18 protein-coding genes and 2 pseudogenes are annotated in these 17,463 nt (G+C 44.6%); all 20 read left to right on the plus strand.

The window, feature by feature from the left end; all coding sequences use genetic code 11:
* The first annotated feature begins 47 nt into the window (after positions 1-47).
* A complete protein-coding gene (locus B4113_RS13475) occupies positions 48-1,760 on the plus strand; it encodes a hypothetical protein (protein WP_131385771.1) in 1,713 nt (570 codons plus the stop codon).
* On the plus strand, positions 1,757-2,020 hold the full coding sequence (locus tag B4113_RS13480; protein ID WP_131385768.1) for a hypothetical protein: 264 nt from the start codon (positions 1,757-1,759) through the stop codon (positions 2,018-2,020). The genes B4113_RS13475 and B4113_RS13480 overlap by 4 nt, the downstream gene beginning before the upstream one ends.
* Positions 2,007-2,447: a YaaR family protein gene (locus B4113_RS13485; RefSeq protein ID WP_033022503.1), complete on the plus strand. Its 441-nt coding sequence runs from the start codon at positions 2,007-2,009 to the stop codon at positions 2,445-2,447. Before B4113_RS13480 ends, B4113_RS13485 begins: the two co-directional genes overlap by 14 nt.
* Positions 2,448-2,471: 24 nt before the next feature.
* Positions 2,472-2,882 carry a TIGR03826 family flagellar region protein gene (locus tag B4113_RS13490; RefSeq protein WP_033022501.1) on the plus strand — a complete coding sequence of 137 codons (411 nt, stop codon included), beginning with the start codon at positions 2,472-2,474 and terminating at the stop codon, positions 2,880-2,882.
* A 68-nt stretch (positions 2,883-2,950) separates the two neighbouring features.
* Positions 2,951-3,220 carry a flagellar biosynthesis anti-sigma factor FlgM gene (gene flgM / locus B4113_RS13495; protein ID WP_033022500.1) on the plus strand — a complete coding sequence of 90 codons (270 nt, stop codon included), beginning with the start codon at positions 2,951-2,953 and terminating at the stop codon, positions 3,218-3,220.
* Entirely contained in the window at positions 3,217-3,744 is a 528-nt protein-coding gene (locus B4113_RS13500) for a flagellar protein FlgN (RefSeq protein ID WP_051962606.1), read from the plus strand. The genes flgM and B4113_RS13500 overlap by 4 nt, the downstream gene beginning before the upstream one ends.
* Before the next feature lie 91 nt (positions 3,745-3,835).
* Entirely contained in the window at positions 3,836-5,437 is a 1,602-nt protein-coding gene (flgK, locus tag B4113_RS13505) for a flagellar hook-associated protein FlgK (RefSeq protein WP_033022499.1), read from the plus strand.
* An 11-nt stretch (positions 5,438-5,448) separates the two neighbouring features.
* A complete protein-coding gene (gene flgL / locus B4113_RS13510) occupies positions 5,449-6,336 on the plus strand; it encodes a flagellar hook-associated protein FlgL (protein ID WP_061912562.1) in 888 nt (295 codons plus the stop codon).
* A 22-nt stretch (positions 6,337-6,358) separates the two neighbouring features.
* Positions 6,359-6,913: a DUF6470 family protein gene (locus B4113_RS13515; RefSeq protein ID WP_033843051.1), complete on the plus strand. Its 555-nt coding sequence runs from the start codon at positions 6,359-6,361 to the stop codon at positions 6,911-6,913.
* 61 nt (positions 6,914-6,974) lie between these two features.
* Complete coding sequence (fliW, locus tag B4113_RS13520) at positions 6,975-7,418, plus strand: flagellar assembly protein FliW (protein ID WP_061912563.1); 444 nt, start codon at positions 6,975-6,977, stop codon at positions 7,416-7,418.
* Positions 7,418-7,696 (plus strand): carbon storage regulator CsrA, encoded by a 279-nt coding sequence (gene csrA / locus B4113_RS13525; RefSeq protein ID WP_051962608.1) that lies wholly within the window; start codon positions 7,418-7,420, stop codon positions 7,694-7,696. Before fliW ends, csrA begins: the two co-directional genes overlap by 1 nt.
* 61 nt (positions 7,697-7,757) lie before the next feature.
* A complete protein-coding gene (locus B4113_RS13530; RefSeq protein WP_033843054.1) occupies positions 7,758-8,474 on the plus strand; it encodes a flagellin in 717 nt (238 codons plus the stop codon).
* Between the two features lie 347 nt (positions 8,475-8,821).
* Positions 8,822-8,938: pseudogene (locus B4113_RS19000) on the plus strand (flagellin); the annotation flags it as partial.
* 621 nt (positions 8,939-9,559) lie between these two features.
* Complete coding sequence (locus B4113_RS13535) at positions 9,560-11,344, plus strand: motility associated factor glycosyltransferase family protein (protein WP_033019610.1); 1,785 nt, start codon at positions 9,560-9,562, stop codon at positions 11,342-11,344.
* Positions 11,313-11,672, plus strand: coding sequence for a hypothetical protein (locus B4113_RS13540; RefSeq protein WP_033019613.1), 360 nt, complete (start codon positions 11,313-11,315; stop codon positions 11,670-11,672). The genes B4113_RS13535 and B4113_RS13540 overlap by 32 nt, the downstream gene beginning before the upstream one ends.
* Entirely contained in the window at positions 11,669-13,012 is a 1,344-nt protein-coding gene (locus B4113_RS13545; RefSeq protein WP_051985074.1) for a motility associated factor glycosyltransferase family protein, read from the plus strand. Before B4113_RS13540 ends, B4113_RS13545 begins: the two co-directional genes overlap by 4 nt.
* A gap of 30 nt (positions 13,013-13,042) precedes the next feature.
* A complete protein-coding gene (gene pseB, locus B4113_RS13550; RefSeq protein ID WP_033019616.1) occupies positions 13,043-14,017 on the plus strand; it encodes a UDP-N-acetylglucosamine 4,6-dehydratase (inverting) in 975 nt (324 codons plus the stop codon).
* Between the two features lie 354 nt (positions 14,018-14,371).
* On the plus strand, positions 14,372-15,328 hold the full coding sequence (locus tag B4113_RS13555) for a Gfo/Idh/MocA family protein (protein WP_061912564.1): 957 nt from the start codon (positions 14,372-14,374) through the stop codon (positions 15,326-15,328).
* A gap of 28 nt (positions 15,329-15,356) precedes the next feature.
* Positions 15,357-16,529, plus strand: a complete 1,173-nt coding sequence (locus B4113_RS13560; RefSeq protein WP_061912565.1) for a glycosyltransferase — start codon at positions 15,357-15,359, stop codon at positions 16,527-16,529.
* A gap of 164 nt (positions 16,530-16,693) precedes the next feature.
* A pseudogene (locus B4113_RS13565) lies at positions 16,694-17,463 on the plus strand (IS701 family transposase); the annotation flags it as partial.

The raw sequence follows: 17,463 nt of genomic DNA on the forward strand, positions 1-17,463 counted from the left end.
TGGGATGCCGATATAAACAGTAAGAGAACAATGAGCGAGGAAACATGATGATGCGTATTCGTCACGATCAACGATCGAATGAAATCCCCACACCGGCTGTTTCCTTCCAGCCGGAGAGTGTGCAGATGGCGGTAATGAAAGAAAAGCTTACCGATCAGGAGGCCGTGGTCACCATCGGTCAACAGGATGTCCGCGTCCGCTTTGTGGATGGTGTGCCGAGTGACCGTTCGTTTATGGTGCGGCTTGTGAAGCAAGAAGGGGGGACGTGGGTGGCGCAAGCGGTGCCCCTGTCGTCTATAGGGCGGTTTGTGCCAGCTTCATTGGACGATGGAATCGACCTATGGCTGTCAGCCCGTGGCATTCGCCTGACCGAAAAGGAAAAGGAAGCCGTTCGTCGCTTTTGGGAGACGGAAGGCGGCTCGATCAAACAAAAGCAAGAAACGGTCGCTGCTTTGACGGCGAAACAGCTCGAGGTGACCGAGATACATTTGCGCCTAGCGCATGAAGCGCTCCACGGCCCGCCGCTCGGCGACCTGTTGGCGCCGTTGTTGACGAAAACAGAAGAACCGGAAGAAACCGATGAAGCAAAAGCGGCGCCTGTTCGCGAACAGACGGAGCGATGGGAAGGTTCGCGTGCGTACGCAGCTGCATCGGAGCTCGTTCTTCCCCCGGCAGAGACGCGGACGTTTGTCATGACGGCAGTGACAGAAAAAATGAAGGAATTGGTCCACGATTTTCGCGTTTGGCAGCGTGATATGGCCCGTCAGCTGGAACAATTTGCGCATGCCGCGGCCCAGAAGACGCCAGAGCGAGCCGTGCCGCTTGTCGAGTCGCTCATTCATTCGCTTGACCGGATGTTGTTAAACGGGGACTGGCTGTTGTTTACCGATATGAAAACGGAAACGAAGCTGCTGGAGGCGGGGGCGAAGTTGGCAGAGGCGAAACGCGGCCTTGCGGAAGGAAAGATGGACGAAGCCGCCAAGACGGTGCGTGAAGTGAAAGCGTTGTTGGAGTCGCTTCGCTTTCAGCCGTCCGAGCAAAAGGTGATGCGCTTTTTTCTCGAATCGGACGAGCGGCAAGGTACGAAGCCGCACGAGCAGCTGTCGCGCATACTGAAACAAGCGTCCCAAGCGGCTCGTGACAACGCATTATCGGCGAGAGGCGTCGTTGAATCGCTGCGCCGCCTCGGCTTTTTCCATGAGCAAGAAGCGGCCCAGGCACTCTTGAGCGGAGAGCGGTTACCACCGGTCGAGAATTTGAAATCGCTGCTGCTGTCATGGGTGGAGGAAGGAACCGCACCCGCGCAGGCGGAACGGGTGCTCATGAATCTTACCGGCCAACAGCTGCTCAACAAATTTACTGTTGACAGCCACACGCAAACGATGTTGTACCAGTGGCCGCTCTCGCTTCATGGTGAGATGGCAACCGTGCATGTGCACGTCAACGCTCGCAGCGGTAACGGACAGCTTGACTGGCAAAACTGCCGCCTCTACTTTTTGTTGGATACGAATCAAGGCAAAGTGGGGATTTCTTTGCAGGCGATCGAACGGCAGCTGTCCGTGACGGTGGAAACAGAATCCGAGAAATTGGCGGAAGTATTGCAGTCATACGCTTCGACAGTCAAAGATCATCTGGAACAGATCGGTTATCGGGTGCAACGCCTCGCTTTTCAACCGATGGACACCGAAGACGAAGAGCGAGCAGCGACAGACAGAATGAAGACGGAAAACGAAACGAGCCAGTGGGAGTGGACGATATGAACAGGCGCCGTTACGTCCCTGCGTTTACGTCGTATGAGCAACATCTCAGCCGGCAGCCCCGGCAGCTCGCTGATAAGGTGGCCGACAAGGCGGAGCGGGCGGGCATTCCGCTGCCTCGCGACCGGGAGTTGCTCAGACAGCTGGCCGATCCGGTGCTGCGCGTCCCGCCGCAGCTTTACGCGGTGATCGGGGAAGTTTTACAATGGATTCAGAAGCTTGATGAACAAGACGGTAGGAGCGAAGGAGATGGAGATCAATAAAATTGCCAACACCCCATCGGTGCCAATCGGCAAAAAAGCGGCCGCTTCTTTTTCGCCTTCTGTGTCATTTGCCGAGCTGACCGCCAAGGAGCAGGAAAAGCTGCGCAACGAGCGGTTGAAGCAGCTGGCGGATGAAATCGAACAGCAAGGACAAAAACTGGCCAAGTCGCGGACGGTTGACGATTTGCGGCGGTATAAGCAGCTCGTCAAACAATTGCTTGATGAAGCGGTGAACCATGGATTGAAGCTGACGGAACAGTATGGGTTCCATTGGAGCGGCCGTTCTCGCGTTTATCAGATCGTCAAAACGATCGACCAAAAGCTGCTGGACGTCACCAATGCGGTGCTCGAACAAGAACGGCCGCGGATGGATTTGCTGCAGACGCTGGGGGAAATTCAAGGATTGATCATCAACTTGTATACGTAATGGCCACATGTGGGAGGGAGAAGGATGGGTTTAGAAAATTGCCCGGCTTGCGGTCGTCTGTTTGTCCGCTCGCTGGTCCGCGATGTTTGTCCAGCTTGCCGTGAAGAAGAAGAACGGCAATTTCAAATCGTAGCCCAATTTTTGCGGCGCCGGGAAAATCGGTTGGCCACGATGGAGCAGATCGTTGCGGCAACCGGGGTTTCTGAAATGTTGTTGACAAAATTCATCAAAAGCGGTCGATTAACGTTGGCGCAGTTGCCGAACTTAGGATATCCGTGCGACCGTTGCGGCAAGCTGATCCGTGAAGGAAGAATGTGCGCCGACTGTTCAAAAGATTTGCAAAGGCAGCTAGAAATGGTAAAGAAAGAGGAAGAGCAGAAGAAACAACAAGCGTTTCGCACGTATTACACCGATAAAGGGCGAAACGGCCGCTAAACAAATGAACGGATTGACCGATAATAGTAGTAAGACAACAATGTGCGGAACCGATAGGAGGAATCGCAGTGAGAATCGATCACCGGTTTTCGATGGGCGTTCATCCCTACCGTCAGTACGCGGGCATCCCTGAAGGAAAAACAGGGCAACCCGGACGGCGGGATCGGGTTGAAATTTCTGAGGAGGCAAAAGAACTGCAGCACCGCTCCACTTGGGCTGCCGAGCGGGAAGAGAAAGTGCGCCGGTTGAAGGAGCAAATCGACAGCGGAACGTATGAGATCGATGCCCGCGCTATCGCGGAGAAACTATACAAGTTCTATAAGGGCGATGGCCAATGAACACAAGGATAGAAAATCAGCGAACCGATGATGAACAGCGTGTGCCAGCATTGCGGCTGATGGCGATCCTTGACCGGCATCTGGCGCTGCACCGGCATTTGCTTCAATTGGCCTATCAAAAAACGGACGTATTAAAACGAGGAGATACGGACGGATTAATGCGGCTGATCCAAAAAGAACAACCGGCGATCGCCGCCATCCAGCAGCTCGAGCGCGAGCGAGCACAGCTCGTTGCCGCATGGTCTGGCGATGAGAATCCGCCATCATTAGCCGATTGCCTGCCGAAAATAGGCGGGGAGGAGCGGCAAAAAGTCGAACGGTTGGCAGACGAGCTCCTTGCCGTCATCCGCGAACTTCAAGCGGCCAACGAGCTGAACGGGCAGCTCATCCGCCAGTCGCTGCAATGGGTGACGCTTATGCTCGACCAATGGCTGCCGCAGCCGCCCAACGTGACCTATACGGCGCCAAATCAGAACGCTGCCGCGCACGAGCGCGCGCGTTCACTCTTTGATTCGAAAGCATAGCAACGATCCGACGGGCGGCCAAAAGGAAAGCAACTGGAGCCGCTAAACAGAAAACTACACCCCATTATGGAAGGGGAAAAGGAGGAGCACGATGGGATCAACATTTCACGGGCTGGAAGTCGCCAAGCGCGGCATGGCCGTGCAGCAAATGGCGCTGTACACGACCGGCCATAACATTGCCAACGCCAACACGCCCGGCTATTCACGTCAGCGCGTCAACTTTGTCCAAAGCGAGCCGTACCCTCCAGCGTCCATGAACCGCCCGCAAATTCCGGGACAGATGGGGACGGGGGTCGAAGCGGGGTCGATTGAGCGGGTGCGCGATCACTTTTTAGATTATCAATATCGCAATGAAGCAAGCAAATCAGGCTATTGGAGCGCTCGTTCCGAAACTATTGCAAAAATGGAAGAGATTATGAATGAACCGAGCGAATTTGGTCTTGGCAAGGCGTTGACACAGTTTTGGGAATCTTTGCAAGATTTAAGTGCCAATCCTGAAAATGAGGGAGCACGTGCTGTCGTGCGCCAGCGCGGCATAGCGGTCGCAGAATCGTTTCATTATCTAAATACTTCTTTATCGCAAATTCGTACGGATATAGGACAAGAAATTAAAACAGGCTTATTGGCAGTCAATTCAATTTTGAAGCAGATCAGCGAACTAAATGACCAGATCAAAACTGTCGAACCCAATGGGTATTTACCTAATGATCTTTATGATAAACGCGATGCTCTTGTGGATGAACTGTCAAAGTACTTTCAGGTAAAGGTGGAAACCGTTCCCTCTGGCGGAAATGCTCTTGATATTGCAGAAGGTGTATATGAGATTTCTTTAGTCAATCAAGATGGGTCCACAATAAAAGTGGTGGCGAAAGATGGCTATTCCAAATTATTTGTTGAACCATCCGTCAACCCTGTTAACGATCGTACGAACCCGGACGGCTATGTTTCCAAAATACAAATTGAAGGCGCCAGTGGAGCCATCACAACAATAAGCGATAGCGATTTCGGTAACTTAGCGAACGGTAGAATTAAATCATTGATTGAGCTATATGGCTATGGTCCTAATCGTGATAATGTAAAAGGCTACTATCCGGATATGCTTGCCGACCTGGATAAAATGGCGTATTCTTTCGCCGCTATATTCAATGCTCAACATCGCCAAGGGTACGGTCTAAACAATTCAAACGGAATTGATTTTTTTGAGCTAAACGCCGATAATACGACAGGAAAAGGGGCGGCAGGTTCGATTAAAGTGTCAGATGTCATTGTGAATGATCTTAGTCAAATAGCTGCATCTGCAAAGAGCGGGGAGTCAGGTAATGGAAATAATGCCCTTTATTTATCCATGATAAAAGACGTTCAAATCACGAACAGGTTAGCTCCTCTGCCGAGTGGAAACGGAGCGACGGTGAGCGTGCCCATTATTGGCGGAACGGTACAAACATTTTATCAAGGATTGATTGGCAAAATAGGGGTTGATGGACAGCAAGCGGAGAGAATGAAAACGAACGCTGAGACGCTTGCTGCTTATGTGGATAATAACCGTCAATCAGTTAGTTCTGTTTCCTTGGATGAAGAAATGACCAATATGATTAAATTTCAGCATGCGTATAATGCCGCTGCCCGCATGATTACAACAATTGATGAAATGCTCGATAAAATCATTAATAATATGGGTGTGTCTGGAAGGTAGGTGAACGATAGATGAGAGTGACACAATTTATGCTGGCCAATAATATGCTTCGCAACTTATCAAACAGTTATGACCGGCTTGGAAAATATCAAGAACAATTGACAACAGGAAAGAAGATTACTCGTCCTTCAGATGACCCGGTCGTGGCAATGAAGGGAATAGCCTACCGAGAAGAGTTGGCGCGTGTCAAGCAATATCAACGCAATATTGGAGAAGTTCGCAACTGGATTGATAGCGCAGATGATGCATTAGATAAAGTCGGGCTCGCTTTACAGCGCATTCAAGAACTTGTTGTTCAAGCATCGACTGACACAGCTACCCCAGAAGATCGCAAAAAAATCGCTGATGAAATTGATCAGATTCAAAAGCACGTGGTTGATATCGCCAATACGAAAATCGGGGATAAATATATTTTTAACGGAGCTGATACGAAAAATCCGTTATTTATCGGCTACCCAGGGCAACCGGGCTTTGCAGTCAACGGCAATCAAGGCGATGTGGAGATTGAGGTGTTTGGCGGGATTAAGTTAGATGTCAATATTGACGGGAAAACATTGTTTACCGGGATGATCGGGATGCTGGATCAATTAAAAACGGCTTTGAATGATCCAAGCAGCAACGGAAAAGCGATTGAAGGTTATTTAAGCCGGATTGAAACGCAACAAAACGCTTTGTTATCGGCCCGTTCGGAGCTTGGTGCCAAACAAAATCGAGTGGAAATGATGGAAAACCGCTTAGCCACTCAAGAAGAAATCGCGACAAAATTAATGTCCAACAATGAAGATATCGAATACGAAAAAGCGATTACCGACTTGATTACCCAAGAGAGCGTGCATCGCGCTGCTTTAAGTGTGGGCGCCCGCATCATTCAGCCTACATTGGTTGATTTTCTCCGTTAACAAACGGAAAGGGTGAGCAAACATGAATTTCCCGCAAATACAAATTCACACTACAAAAGCGATTCTTGGTTTACACATGGAAAAGCCGATCCAGCACATCGAGCAGCCGAAAGCCGACTTGTCCATTGAACAGAAACCGGCAACGCTCACAATCGACTCTCAACCGGCCCGGTTGACGATTGATCAGTCAAAAGCATGGAGAGATATGGGGCTGCTTGATCCATTTGATTCTACAAGAAAGTTTGCAGAGGAAGGCCGCGAAGCGTTGTTGGAAGGCATTGCCCGCCGCGCGCAGGAAGGAGACCAGCTCATGAAGATTGAAAATAGAGGCAATGCCATTGCAGCGATGGCGGCTGAAAAAGGCTTCCATCCTTATAAACAACTTGGAATAACATTTATTCCATCTGTTCATAGTGTAGATATTGGCTATCAACCAAGTTATTTGGATATGAAAATCGATGCAAATAAGCCAATCATTAAGGCAAACGTAAATAGACCGATTCATGAATACAAGCCGGGGAACGTCTCTGCCTATATGATTCAATACCCAACTATCAAAATGGATGTGAAATATTAACAAAAAGCGGTACTGATGATGTACCGCTTTTTTTGCGAAAATGAGAAAGGAGCTTTTTGCTATGAAAATAACATCAAAATTTTTCGGGGAAATTGAAATAAATGAAGAACAAATTATCCATTTTCCCAACGGGATCCCTGGATTTGAAGAAGAAAAACAATTTGTCATTTTGCCATTAGAAGAACAATCGCCGTTTGCGATTTTGCAGTCGATTCATCACGGCCATGTCGGCTTTGTCATTGCTTATCCATTCTCTTTCTACCCCGATTATGCGTTTGATTTAACAGAAGAAGATATTGAAAAGCTGAAATTGAATTCTCCTGATGATTGCTTGACATATACGATGATGACGCTAAAAGAGCCGTTTGCTCATTCCACCATTAACTTAAAAGCGCCAATCGTTATTAACGTGAAAGAAAAAATAGGAAAGCAGCTCATTCTTCATGACAGCGTCTATCCGATCCGTTTTCCGTTGTCCGAGGTGAGCGGGAAGGAGGGAAAATAATGCTTGTTCTCACCCGCAAGAAAAATGAATCGATCATGATTGGCGATTCAATCGAGATTAAAGTGCTTGCCATCGAAGGAGAACAAATCAAACTCGGCATTATTGCACCAAAGCATATCGACATTTACAGAAAAGAGATCTATGCAGCGATCCAAAAAGAAAACAAGCTGGCGGCCAATGTTCAAGCAATTTTGCTGCAACAACTAAAAAATAATAAAAAAACCACTAAACATTCCATAAATGTTTCCGATATTAAAAATGTAGACAGGGAACAATAAGCGGCCGCCCCTGTCAAATTTCTACAAGGATGTAGAAAAAACGATTCAAGGAGGAAGGAACATGAGAATCCAACACAACATCTCTGCGTTAAACACGTATCGCCAACTGTCATTCAACAACACGCAAGCGGCGAAAAACTTGGAAAAACTGTCTTCGGGTTACCGCATCAACCGCGCTGGTGACGATGCAGCAGGCCTTGCCATCTCTGAAAAAATGCGCGGCCAAATCCGCGGTCTGGAAATGGCATCAAAAAACGCGCAAGACGGCATCTCGTTGATCCAAACCGCTGAAGGTGCGTTAAACGAGACACATGCGATCCTTCAACGCATGCGCGAACTTGCCGTTCAGGCCGCAAACGATACGAACGTAAGTGCTGACCGTAGTGCAATCCAAGCGGAGATTAGTGCTCTTTCATTGGAAATTACTCGTATCGCCAATAACACGGAATTCAACACGCAAAAACTTCTGAATGGTAGCTTTTCGGCGAAAATGTTCCAAATCGGGGCAAATAGCGGCCAATCGATCACATTATCAATTGCCAATATGGGTGCAGCTGCGCTCTCGGTAAACGGGTTAAGCGTAACGAAGGCATCAAGCGCAAATGCCGCGATTTCGAAAATTAACAATGCAATTGAAAAAGTGTCGAGAGAACGCTCGAAGCTTGGGGCTGTTCAAAATCGTCTGGAGCATACGATCAACAACCTCGGGGCAACGGCGGAAAATCTGTCTGCTGCTGAATCCCGTATTCGCGACGTTGATTATGCCTTAGCTGCATAAGCGGCGACAGGCACAGTCGTCCTAGCTGGAAACGGCTAGGAGTATGACCGGGTGAATTGCTGGAACCCCCTTAGAGCCTTTGGCGCCACAACGGAGCTGGAAACGGCAGACGTGATGGCCGGAAAAGCCAAAGGATTGGGCAACCAGCAGCCAAGCTCCTGTCCCGAAAGGGTGGAGAAGGTTCAACGACTAGGGCATACCACCTAAGGCGCATTCGCTATGGTGATGAAGTCCGTAGGGGAGCGGAATTTCCATCGTTCTGAATTCCCCGAAGTGCCCGGCCCCTCACTAGCGGTAAGCTAGCGGGTGAAGAGATAGTCTAGTCATTTGCGAAAGCAAATGTTCGCACGATGGCGAAAGAAATGATGGAATTCACGAAAAACAACATCTTAATGCAAGCGGCGCAAGCGATGTTGGCTCAGGCCAATCAGCAGCCGCAAGGAGTGCTTCAATTACTCCGATAATTGTCGTCAAGGAAAAGAGGAGTGTCCCACAAGGATTGGGAAACTCCTCTTTCGTTGCTATATACACGTATGGACTGCTTTTGTCGCACGATACATTGCGCCAATCCTGAAAACACGAGTTAAGAAAAAGGGTTCCCTCGTCCTCAGAATTCATTTCCAAAGACAGGTGTTCCAATAGATCGTTCATCCGTATGCACTTGCTTTTTTTCAGTTTCACTTCGCCCCCTTCGCTCTAAGAAGCTGGTGACGTAATCGCGGCTGCGGCCTTACAATGTCATTTCTCAATGAGAAAAACCTGTTTTTCACGTATTCTCCCATTGATGAAGAGGATCAGCGTTTTTTCACCGGCCTTCTAACCGTTTCACCGTTCACTGCACGTGTTGCCAATCCCAGTCGACTATCTCCTGAACATACGTGAATTCGAAAAAATGTGCCAAGGTATGTTCATCTTTCTGATGGTGACGAACTTTTTTGCCCTAGAAGTTGATCTTGAAGACAGACACCCTTTTGACTCAACCTCCTTTTCATCGCCATCAGCTTGACAATTTCCATAAAAAGTTTGTCTTTGCACGTATTTAAGAAAAGAAAGAAACAGCCGATAATATAAGTGAGGTGCTAATGATGGACAACAAGCTGAAAAAGTACGAAATCATCGAGGAAACTGCTAAAAGCGGACAGCGGATTTATAAAGTCAACAACTATTATCTGCACAGCAAGTATGATCCGATTCGAGAAGCTGCCCAATTTGCCGAACGCCATTATAAAAAGAATTATCTTCATATTTTGTTCGGCGTCGGTTCAGGATATATTGCAAAAGCGCTAAGTGAAAAAATGACAGAGGAAGAATTTCTCATTGTCGTTGAGCCCATCGAGTGGATCGCTGATCACCATTTGGAAGAAAACGGCCAAGTCGAGCGGTGCATTTTGATGAAAGGGAGCGATCAAGAGCTTTTTGATCATATTTACGAAGCGCTTAGAAATACATTCGGTAATCGAGTTGCTGTGATTTGTTCTCCTAATTATGACAAAATTTGTCCAAGTGACTATCATGCCCTATTAAAAACAGTCAAAGATCGCATTTACATACACCAAGTCCATACCAATACGCTCAAATGCTATTCGAAGGAATGGCAAAAGAATTTTACCTTGAATTTGTTTTATGCACATGATGATGTGCCATTACAATGTTTGAAACAATTTTATAACGTGCCAGTGGTTGTTGCTTCTGGCGGTCCGTCACTGACAAAGCAAATCCCTTTATTAAAAAAGGTGAGAAATCATATTTTGCTCATTTCCTCTGGATCGACAATTAATTCTTTGCTTCAATACGATCTTGAACCTGACTTTGTCGTGACAATTGATGGAGGCATCAACAACTACAGGCATTTTGAAGCCATAGAGCTGAAACAAGCAAGCATCATATATTCCTTATCGAATCATGAAAAAATCAGAGAGAAGTTCAAGCGAAGATCATTTGTTTTTATCCCCAGCCTCGATGAGCGTTTAACACAATATGCACAAAAATTAGTAAATAAAAAAATAGATGATGTATTAGGAGGCGCCTCCGTCGCGGTTTTTGCTTTACATATAGCTTATATGATTTCAAATGGGCCTATTGCTTTGATCGGTCAGGATTTGGCCTATACCGATAACAAAACTCATGCAGAAAACAATAGGAATTTCATGGAAATAAACGAAGCCTATATAAAAGAAAGACGAATGTTCCATATCAAGGGGTATTATGGCGATCAAGTTTTAACAGATTATGCTTTCTTAACCATGAAGCATAATTTTGAAAAGCTCCTACAAACGTTGTCGCATCCTGAGAGGATCTACAATTGCACCGAAGGCGGAGCGAAGCTAGATGGCTACCAGCAACTTTCTTTTCGAGAGTTTTGCAATAAGTATGTAGACATAACTACAAAGGTACCAATGTTTGCTATCGATGCATACCCGCATAGGGATCTTCAAGCATGGAGAGAGTTTCTTGTTCGGGTTGAACAGGAAATAAAGCTGCATGATAAAGTGCGCCGTCTTGCCGAAGAAGCTTTGTTGTTGTTAAAAAGCAATGGTTTTGATACGCGGTTTGATGCTAAAATAGTAAAGAAGCTAGACAAGATTGATCAACAGCTAAAAACGATCTTCGATGAAGGAATCATGGCGTTCATTACTCAACCTATCGTTGTCGATACGTTTACCAATTACTTGCCGAAAGAAAATGAAACAGAACAAGAAATGTATCAACGAGTATACACTCGCTCCATGGACTTGTATTCACGTTTGCAAGAAGCTGCCCTTGATTCAAAAGCTCATTTTATGCAACTAAAAGAGAAAATCAAAAGTCAAATTCATTCGATGGATAAGAGGGAGAAAGATGACGGATCTCATTTACGAAACTCAACATAGCTTCTATCAATATATTGAGCGTGTGGCGGCAGGAACGCAAATGATCGCTGACTATTTGCGCGAAGATAAAGTGGGAGAAGCGATGCAGCTGATCACACAGTTTAGCGAAGGAGTTGTTTGGCTGACAAAGGTCATGGCATTGATGCAGCAGCATCAATATGATATTCGTATCAATCCGAACCAAATTAACGAATTTTTGCTTGAAATCAATGATGGCTTGGAACGCCAAGACTATATCATTGTTGCTGACATGTTTGAATATGAAATCAAGCCTTTTTTTGAAGAGGCAGCGAAAGAACGATTTTATCAGAAGGAAGAGGAAAATTGACTGTTCCAGACCGCAATCTTGCTGCAATCAATAACACAGTAGCTGAAACGCCGATTGAGGTGGAGATTCATCCATCCAAAAAAGGGCCGCCAACAATGAAAGTGAACGGCCATTACTTGTATAGTCGCTACGATCCATGGAAAGAGGCCGAGCGTTTTATCGAGTCGCAAATCGACAGAGACACCAATCACTACTGTCTTTTTGGGCTTGGGCTCGGATACCATGTGCAAAAATTGCTGGAAAAAGAGCCGAATAAACAGATAGTCGTTTTGGAGCCTTCTTTGTCTATTCTCCAAAAAGTGGCTGAACATACGGATTTATCCTATATATTTTCGCATCCGAATGTGGAAATTTTCTTCCTTGACCAAGAACAAACTGTGATTCGTACATTGAATGAGTTGGCGAAGCAGCACACTAGATGGATTATACCGAATGCTTGGTTAAAAGCCTTGCCGCCAACCTATCCGTTAAAATGGTTTTTCGAAGAAATAAAAATTCAAGACATGTCCTTTCAGCGATTTTCAGCTTTAATGGAGCGTAATTTCAAAGAAAATGTAAAATGTATGGATCCAAATGTAGGAAAACTGTTCGCTAAATTTAATGATCAAAAAGCGGTATTGGTATCGGCCGGCCCTTCACTAGATGAAGTGGTCCATTCTTTACAAAAGCTGCAGAACAAATATTTTATTTTATCAGTTGGCTCGGCTTTTCAGGTTCTTAAAGCAAACCGCATTGCTCCCGATGCTGTGATAATCACAGATCCGCAAGAATTTGTCTGCCAACAATTAGAGGGCTTGGACGATACATTGACGTTACTGTATTTGTCCACCGCCTGTCATTTCGCTGTAGCAAATCATAAAGGACCGAGAATGATCGCATTTCAAAAAGGGTATCTTCAAGCCGAGCGTTATGCTCGCCAAAAACATTTTCCTCTCGTCGATACCGGGGGATCTGTGGCGACAGCAGCGCTTGATCTATTAATCAAAATGGGATTCTCTGAAATTGTGTTGGCGGGGCAAGATTTGGCTTACGGCAAAAACAAAAGTCATGCTTTACATTCGACATCAGGGATAGATGTAGCATCAAACGAAAACTTGCTGTCTGTGCAAGCGAATGATGGAACAATTGTGAAAACGACGACCATTTTATCGATTTATCGAAGATGGTTTGAACGAAAAGTCGCCGAAACGCAGCATGTAACTTTTCAAAACACAGCAGAAAAAGGTGCTGTTATTCAAGGAGTACCTTTCGTTCATATCTCTCAAATTGTGTCACAGTCCGAATATCTTATGACATGCAATTTTAAAGAAAAACTGCAACGCATCATCAACCAATGCTAAAATTCACTTTACTTCAAAGGAGCTTATGCGATGGAGTTTTGGCGGAATCAAACAGTCCTTGTTACCGGAGGAACTGGATCATTCGGAAAAAAATTTGTAAAAAAAATACTAGACTATGATGTAAAAAAGGTGATTGTATTTAGCCGTGATGAATTAAAACAATATGAAATGGCACAGGAATGTACGGATCCACGAATTCGCTTCTTTATTGGTGACGTGCGAGATAAAGATCGTCTATATCGCGCATTTGATGGCGTCGATTATGTTGTTCATGCCGCAGCGATGAAGCAAGTGCCTGCATGTGAATACAATCCGTTTGAAGCGGTAAAAACCAACATTTACGGTGCGCAAAACGTGATTGAAGCGGCGATTGACCGTGGAGTAAAACGGGTCATTGCATTAAGTACCGACAAGGCTGCGGCCCCCATCAATTTATACGGTGCGACAAAACTAGCGTCCGATAAACTATTTGTAGCGGCCAACTCTTATGTCGGCGGAAAGGAAACGCGGTTTGCCGTAGTGCGCTATGGAAATGTAGTTGGGAGCCGTGGAAGCGTCGTTCCATTTTTTAAAAAAATGGCAGCTGAAGGCAAGAAACTGCCAATCACAGATGAACGGATGACTCGCTTCTGGATTACGCTTGACCAAGGTGTTCAGTTTGTCATTGATTCCCTTGCAAGGATGAAAGGCGGGGAAATTTTCGTTCCGAAAATCCCTAGCATGAAAGTGATAGATCTTGCAAAAGCAATCGCACCGGAAGCAGAAATTGAAATCATCGGCATCCGCCCGGGCGAAAAGCTTCATGAAACGATGATTACCGAAGATGATGCCAGACATACAGTTGAGTTTGATAATTATTATGTCATTATCCCTGAGTTTCCGTGGTGTCCACAAGAATATGAAAAATATGGAATATATTTACCGGAAGGATTTAAATATACAAGTGATACGAATACGGAATGGTTGACGGTGGAGGAGTTACGTATGTTAGTGGAAGAAGTATGATTGTTTTTCTAGTTTAAAAGAGAACATCACTATAATAAGTTGCCATTTTGTTTCACATAGAATTATTGGATCTTATTTCCACGGCGCCAGATTGTCGGGTGATAAAGACGGAACATGGAGATCGGAAATTCTTTTTTACAACATAATAATATGAGATTTAGCGAAAAAGTTATTGAAGACAAGCGGAGAAATTTTTTGGGGCCAGTGATGGAGAAAAGCATATGGATTTTTTGAGAAAAGTCCCATGGAAAGCGGATCTGCTCCTCCACCCGGGGATGAAAATCGCCGCTTGTCGGCGTGGGATTTTCACAGAAAGTGCGGTGGAGTTTTTGTCGAAGGAAGTGAGCGGAAATTATGAAAAGGTATAATAAGGGTTTAAATGTTGGTGTAGTCGGTCTTGGACAAATGGGGAAGAATCATGTAAGGGTACTATCACAAATAGGTGTATTGAATGTGGTTTACGATATTTCTCAACGTTTAACGCAAAAAGTTGCAGAGCAATATAATGTTATACCGGCTACATCAATGGATGAATTAATCGGGCTATCTGATGCGGTTTTTGTAGTAACTCCAACTTCAACTCATTTTGATTTAGCAAAACAAGCTCTAATGCAGAATAAGCATGTTTTTATTGAAAAACCTATTACTCTTACCGTTAAAGAGGCTAGGGAACTAATTGGGTTGGCTCAACAAAATAAGAAAATATTGCAGGTAGGTCATATAGAGCGTTTTAATCCTGTTGTGATGGAATTAAAAAAAATTATTCAAAATGATCAAGTTATTAGTGTTGATATAAAGCGATTAAGTAGTTACGATGTTAGAATCAAAGATACAGATGTTATTTTTGATTTGATGATCCATGACATTGATTTACTTTATTATCTATTTAACGAAGAGATTTTCATTAAAGGTGTTTTAAAGAAAAGTATTCATCGACCAGAATCGGCTGACCATGTTTGTGTTTTAGCGGAAACTATGTCTGGGATTATGATTGCTGTGACTTCAAGTAGGGTAACAGAAGAAAAGATACGCTCGATTTCAATTACTACTTTAAGATCTTATATCTATGCAGATTATTTAACTAGAAATATCTATATTCATCGTAGAACAAACTTACAGACACAGTTTGGAGAAGCAACATATAGACAGGAGAACATTGTAGAGAAAGTTTATGTTCCGAATCATGAGCCTCTATATCTGCAAAATTATCGTTTTGTTGAAGCTGTTGTTAGTGAGTCAGATCCACTAGTTTCAGGATGGGATGGACTTAGAGCGATACAGTTGGCTCAACAAATACAAGGTTATAATTAAATACTTGTATTAGGTAGGGTGTTTGAGAGTGAAAAAACCTATAATTTCTGTTATTATGCCAGTTTACAATGGAGAGAAATACTTAGCTGAAGCTATTGATAGCGTTCTATCTCAAACTTTCGATGGTTTTGAATTCATTGTTGTAAATGACGGTAGTACAGATCGAACAGCAAAGATTCTGGAAAAATATAAAAATGAGTATCCTTGGGTAAAAATCGTAAATCTTGAATCAAACAGAGGAATTTCCAAGGCTATAAATATTGGATTAGCTTATGCAAACGCTGAGTATGTCTGTTTTGTTGCTGCTGATGATATTCAATATCCAAATCGGTTGGAAGATTCGTATCGAGAAATGGTGTTAAAGAATTTAGATATTTTATTATTTGAGTTTGATATGATTGATCATACAGGAAAACCCTTGGGTAGGTCTATGAGAATTCCTCATTTTTTGACAGGAGACAACATTTTGTTAGAAGAATTTAAACGAAATTATTTTTTCTCCGGCGCTTGTTTGATAAAGTTTGACTCCAAAATTTTATTTGATACAAATTTGAGGACTTCAGAAGATTATGATTGGTTTTTGCGCATGTTAATGGCTGATAAAAAGGTGGGGTTTTTGCGAAAAAGCTTACTACAGGTTAGGGTTCACAAGGGAAGCTTATCTTCCAATCATTTTTATTCATATGAAGCAACCAAATATATATTAAATAAATATGATTTTGATAGTTTATTTCAGTTTTTTAAAACTCGTGGTTTTCGTGAAGGAGAAATTCGTTTAACATTCGCAATTATGTGCATTACTAAAGAAGAACCTTATAGTGGTCTGGATTTTATGGCAAAAATTCAATTGGAACATTTAAATGATTACGAATTATTTTGTAAATATTTCTATGAAGGTGTTTTATATGGAATGGTAGATCGATGGGACTCTGCATATGAATGCTTTAATATGTCTCGTAAAATGAAATATAAAAATGCTGCAGTATATAATAACTTAGCAGTTGCAACTTACTGGGTTAATAGGGATACTTCCTTGGTTAAAAAACTTTTACAAGAAGCTTTGTTATATCAACCTCAATATTTTGATGCTTCTGAAAATCTTCGGATTATTAATAACGCTGAAGAAATTAAACAACTTCAGTTTACTAAGCGTTTGTTGAGGGATCAAATCATACAAGGAGATAAAGAGTTAATTAAATAACTGTACTGTAGATGAGCAAATTTTCTAACATAAATTTACAACCAAACAAAAAAGGAGACATGAACCCAGCTCCTTGAGTAAAATAGATGTGCTCAAACTACCCACAAGGAGGTTCATGTCTTAGGAATCGATGAGCACATCATCAACGAATCCACAAGTTTTTCATGACGTTAGGGTTGGCGCTTGATTTCTCGAAGCCGGTCATCAAGCATCTCGTTCATCTTGTCGACGCCCTGTACCAAGGGATGTTCGGGGACATTGACGGATGTCGGGTACTGGAGTTTTCACCGTAATCATCGAACCACGCTCAGCCCTTTTTTCACGAGAAGCCCTTGGGATGAAGAGGCGTTGCTTCGCAAACTCCAGCCATGGATCCTTCAGCGCATCCAGCGAATCGCCAAACAGGGAATCAACCCCTTTTTGTTTCGATGGATGATCCCATTTGCCAAAAAACAAAGCCTTCGTCACGGGCTGCCCGCGCCATTCAAGGGTGTGACTGGCATTTCTCTCACAACGATCACCCATCCGTCTGGGGGCATTCGCTTGTTTGGCGGATGGTGCACACGTTCACGCAAGCGTTTCCGTTCGCGTTTCGTCGATAAGGCGGCGGGAAGAAGCAAGATCGACCTAGTGATCGAGAGGCTTTCCTCGCTCAAGGGAAGCAGGCTCGACCGATGTATGTGTGGTACCCGTTCCAAATGCCTAGGGAAGCCTGTCTGAAACAAGGATTCCATGTCATCGCGATGCTCAAGACGAACCGGATTCTCTACCCGAAAGGCATCGCCGTTCAAGCGAAGGAGTTCGCTCGCTATATCGCGCCCAACGACACCCGCCTCGTCACGGTGGGGAACGAGCTTGATCGTGTCTACCGCTACGAAGGCGCGCTCAACGGTCTTGATGACGCGGTGGTGCTGCTGGCTTGGAAGGCGGATCA

Origin of the sequence: Geobacillus sp. B4113_201601 (genome assembly GCF_001587475.1) — a bacterium.
GTDB classification, from domain to species: domain Bacteria; phylum Bacillota; class Bacilli; order Bacillales; family Anoxybacillaceae; genus Geobacillus; species Geobacillus icigianus.

Excerpts from the sequence above, each read along its gene's own strand:
- csrA (WP_051962608.1), top strand. The coding sequence starts at position 7,418 with ATGCTTGTTCTCACCCGCAAGAAAAATGAATCGATCATGATTGGCGAT.
- B4113_RS13480 (WP_131385768.1), top strand. The coding sequence starts at position 1,757 with ATGAACAGGCGCCGTTACGTCCCTGCGTTTACGTCGTATGAGCAACAT.
- B4113_RS13500 (WP_051962606.1), top strand. The coding sequence starts at position 3,217 with ATGAACACAAGGATAGAAAATCAGCGAACCGATGATGAACAGCGTGTG.
- B4113_RS13490 (WP_033022501.1), top strand. The coding sequence starts at position 2,472 with ATGGGTTTAGAAAATTGCCCGGCTTGCGGTCGTCTGTTTGTCCGCTCG.
- flgL (WP_061912562.1), top strand. The coding sequence starts at position 5,449 with ATGAGAGTGACACAATTTATGCTGGCCAATAATATGCTTCGCAACTTA.
- pseB (WP_033019616.1), top strand. The coding sequence starts at position 13,043 with ATGGAGTTTTGGCGGAATCAAACAGTCCTTGTTACCGGAGGAACTGGA.
- B4113_RS13540 (WP_033019613.1), top strand. The coding sequence starts at position 11,313 with ATGACGGATCTCATTTACGAAACTCAACATAGCTTCTATCAATATATT.
- B4113_RS13515 (WP_033843051.1), top strand. The coding sequence starts at position 6,359 with ATGAATTTCCCGCAAATACAAATTCACACTACAAAAGCGATTCTTGGT.
- fliW (WP_061912563.1), top strand. The coding sequence starts at position 6,975 with ATGAAAATAACATCAAAATTTTTCGGGGAAATTGAAATAAATGAAGAA.
- B4113_RS13530 (WP_033843054.1), top strand. The coding sequence starts at position 7,758 with ATGAGAATCCAACACAACATCTCTGCGTTAAACACGTATCGCCAACTG.
- B4113_RS13485 (WP_033022503.1), top strand. The coding sequence starts at position 2,007 with ATGGAGATCAATAAAATTGCCAACACCCCATCGGTGCCAATCGGCAAA.
- B4113_RS13555 (WP_061912564.1), top strand. The coding sequence starts at position 14,372 with ATGAAAAGGTATAATAAGGGTTTAAATGTTGGTGTAGTCGGTCTTGGA.
- flgK (WP_033022499.1), top strand. The coding sequence starts at position 3,836 with ATGGGATCAACATTTCACGGGCTGGAAGTCGCCAAGCGCGGCATGGCC.
- B4113_RS13475 (WP_131385771.1), top strand. The coding sequence starts at position 48 with ATGATGCGTATTCGTCACGATCAACGATCGAATGAAATCCCCACACCG.
- B4113_RS13535 (WP_033019610.1), top strand. The coding sequence starts at position 9,560 with ATGGACAACAAGCTGAAAAAGTACGAAATCATCGAGGAAACTGCTAAA.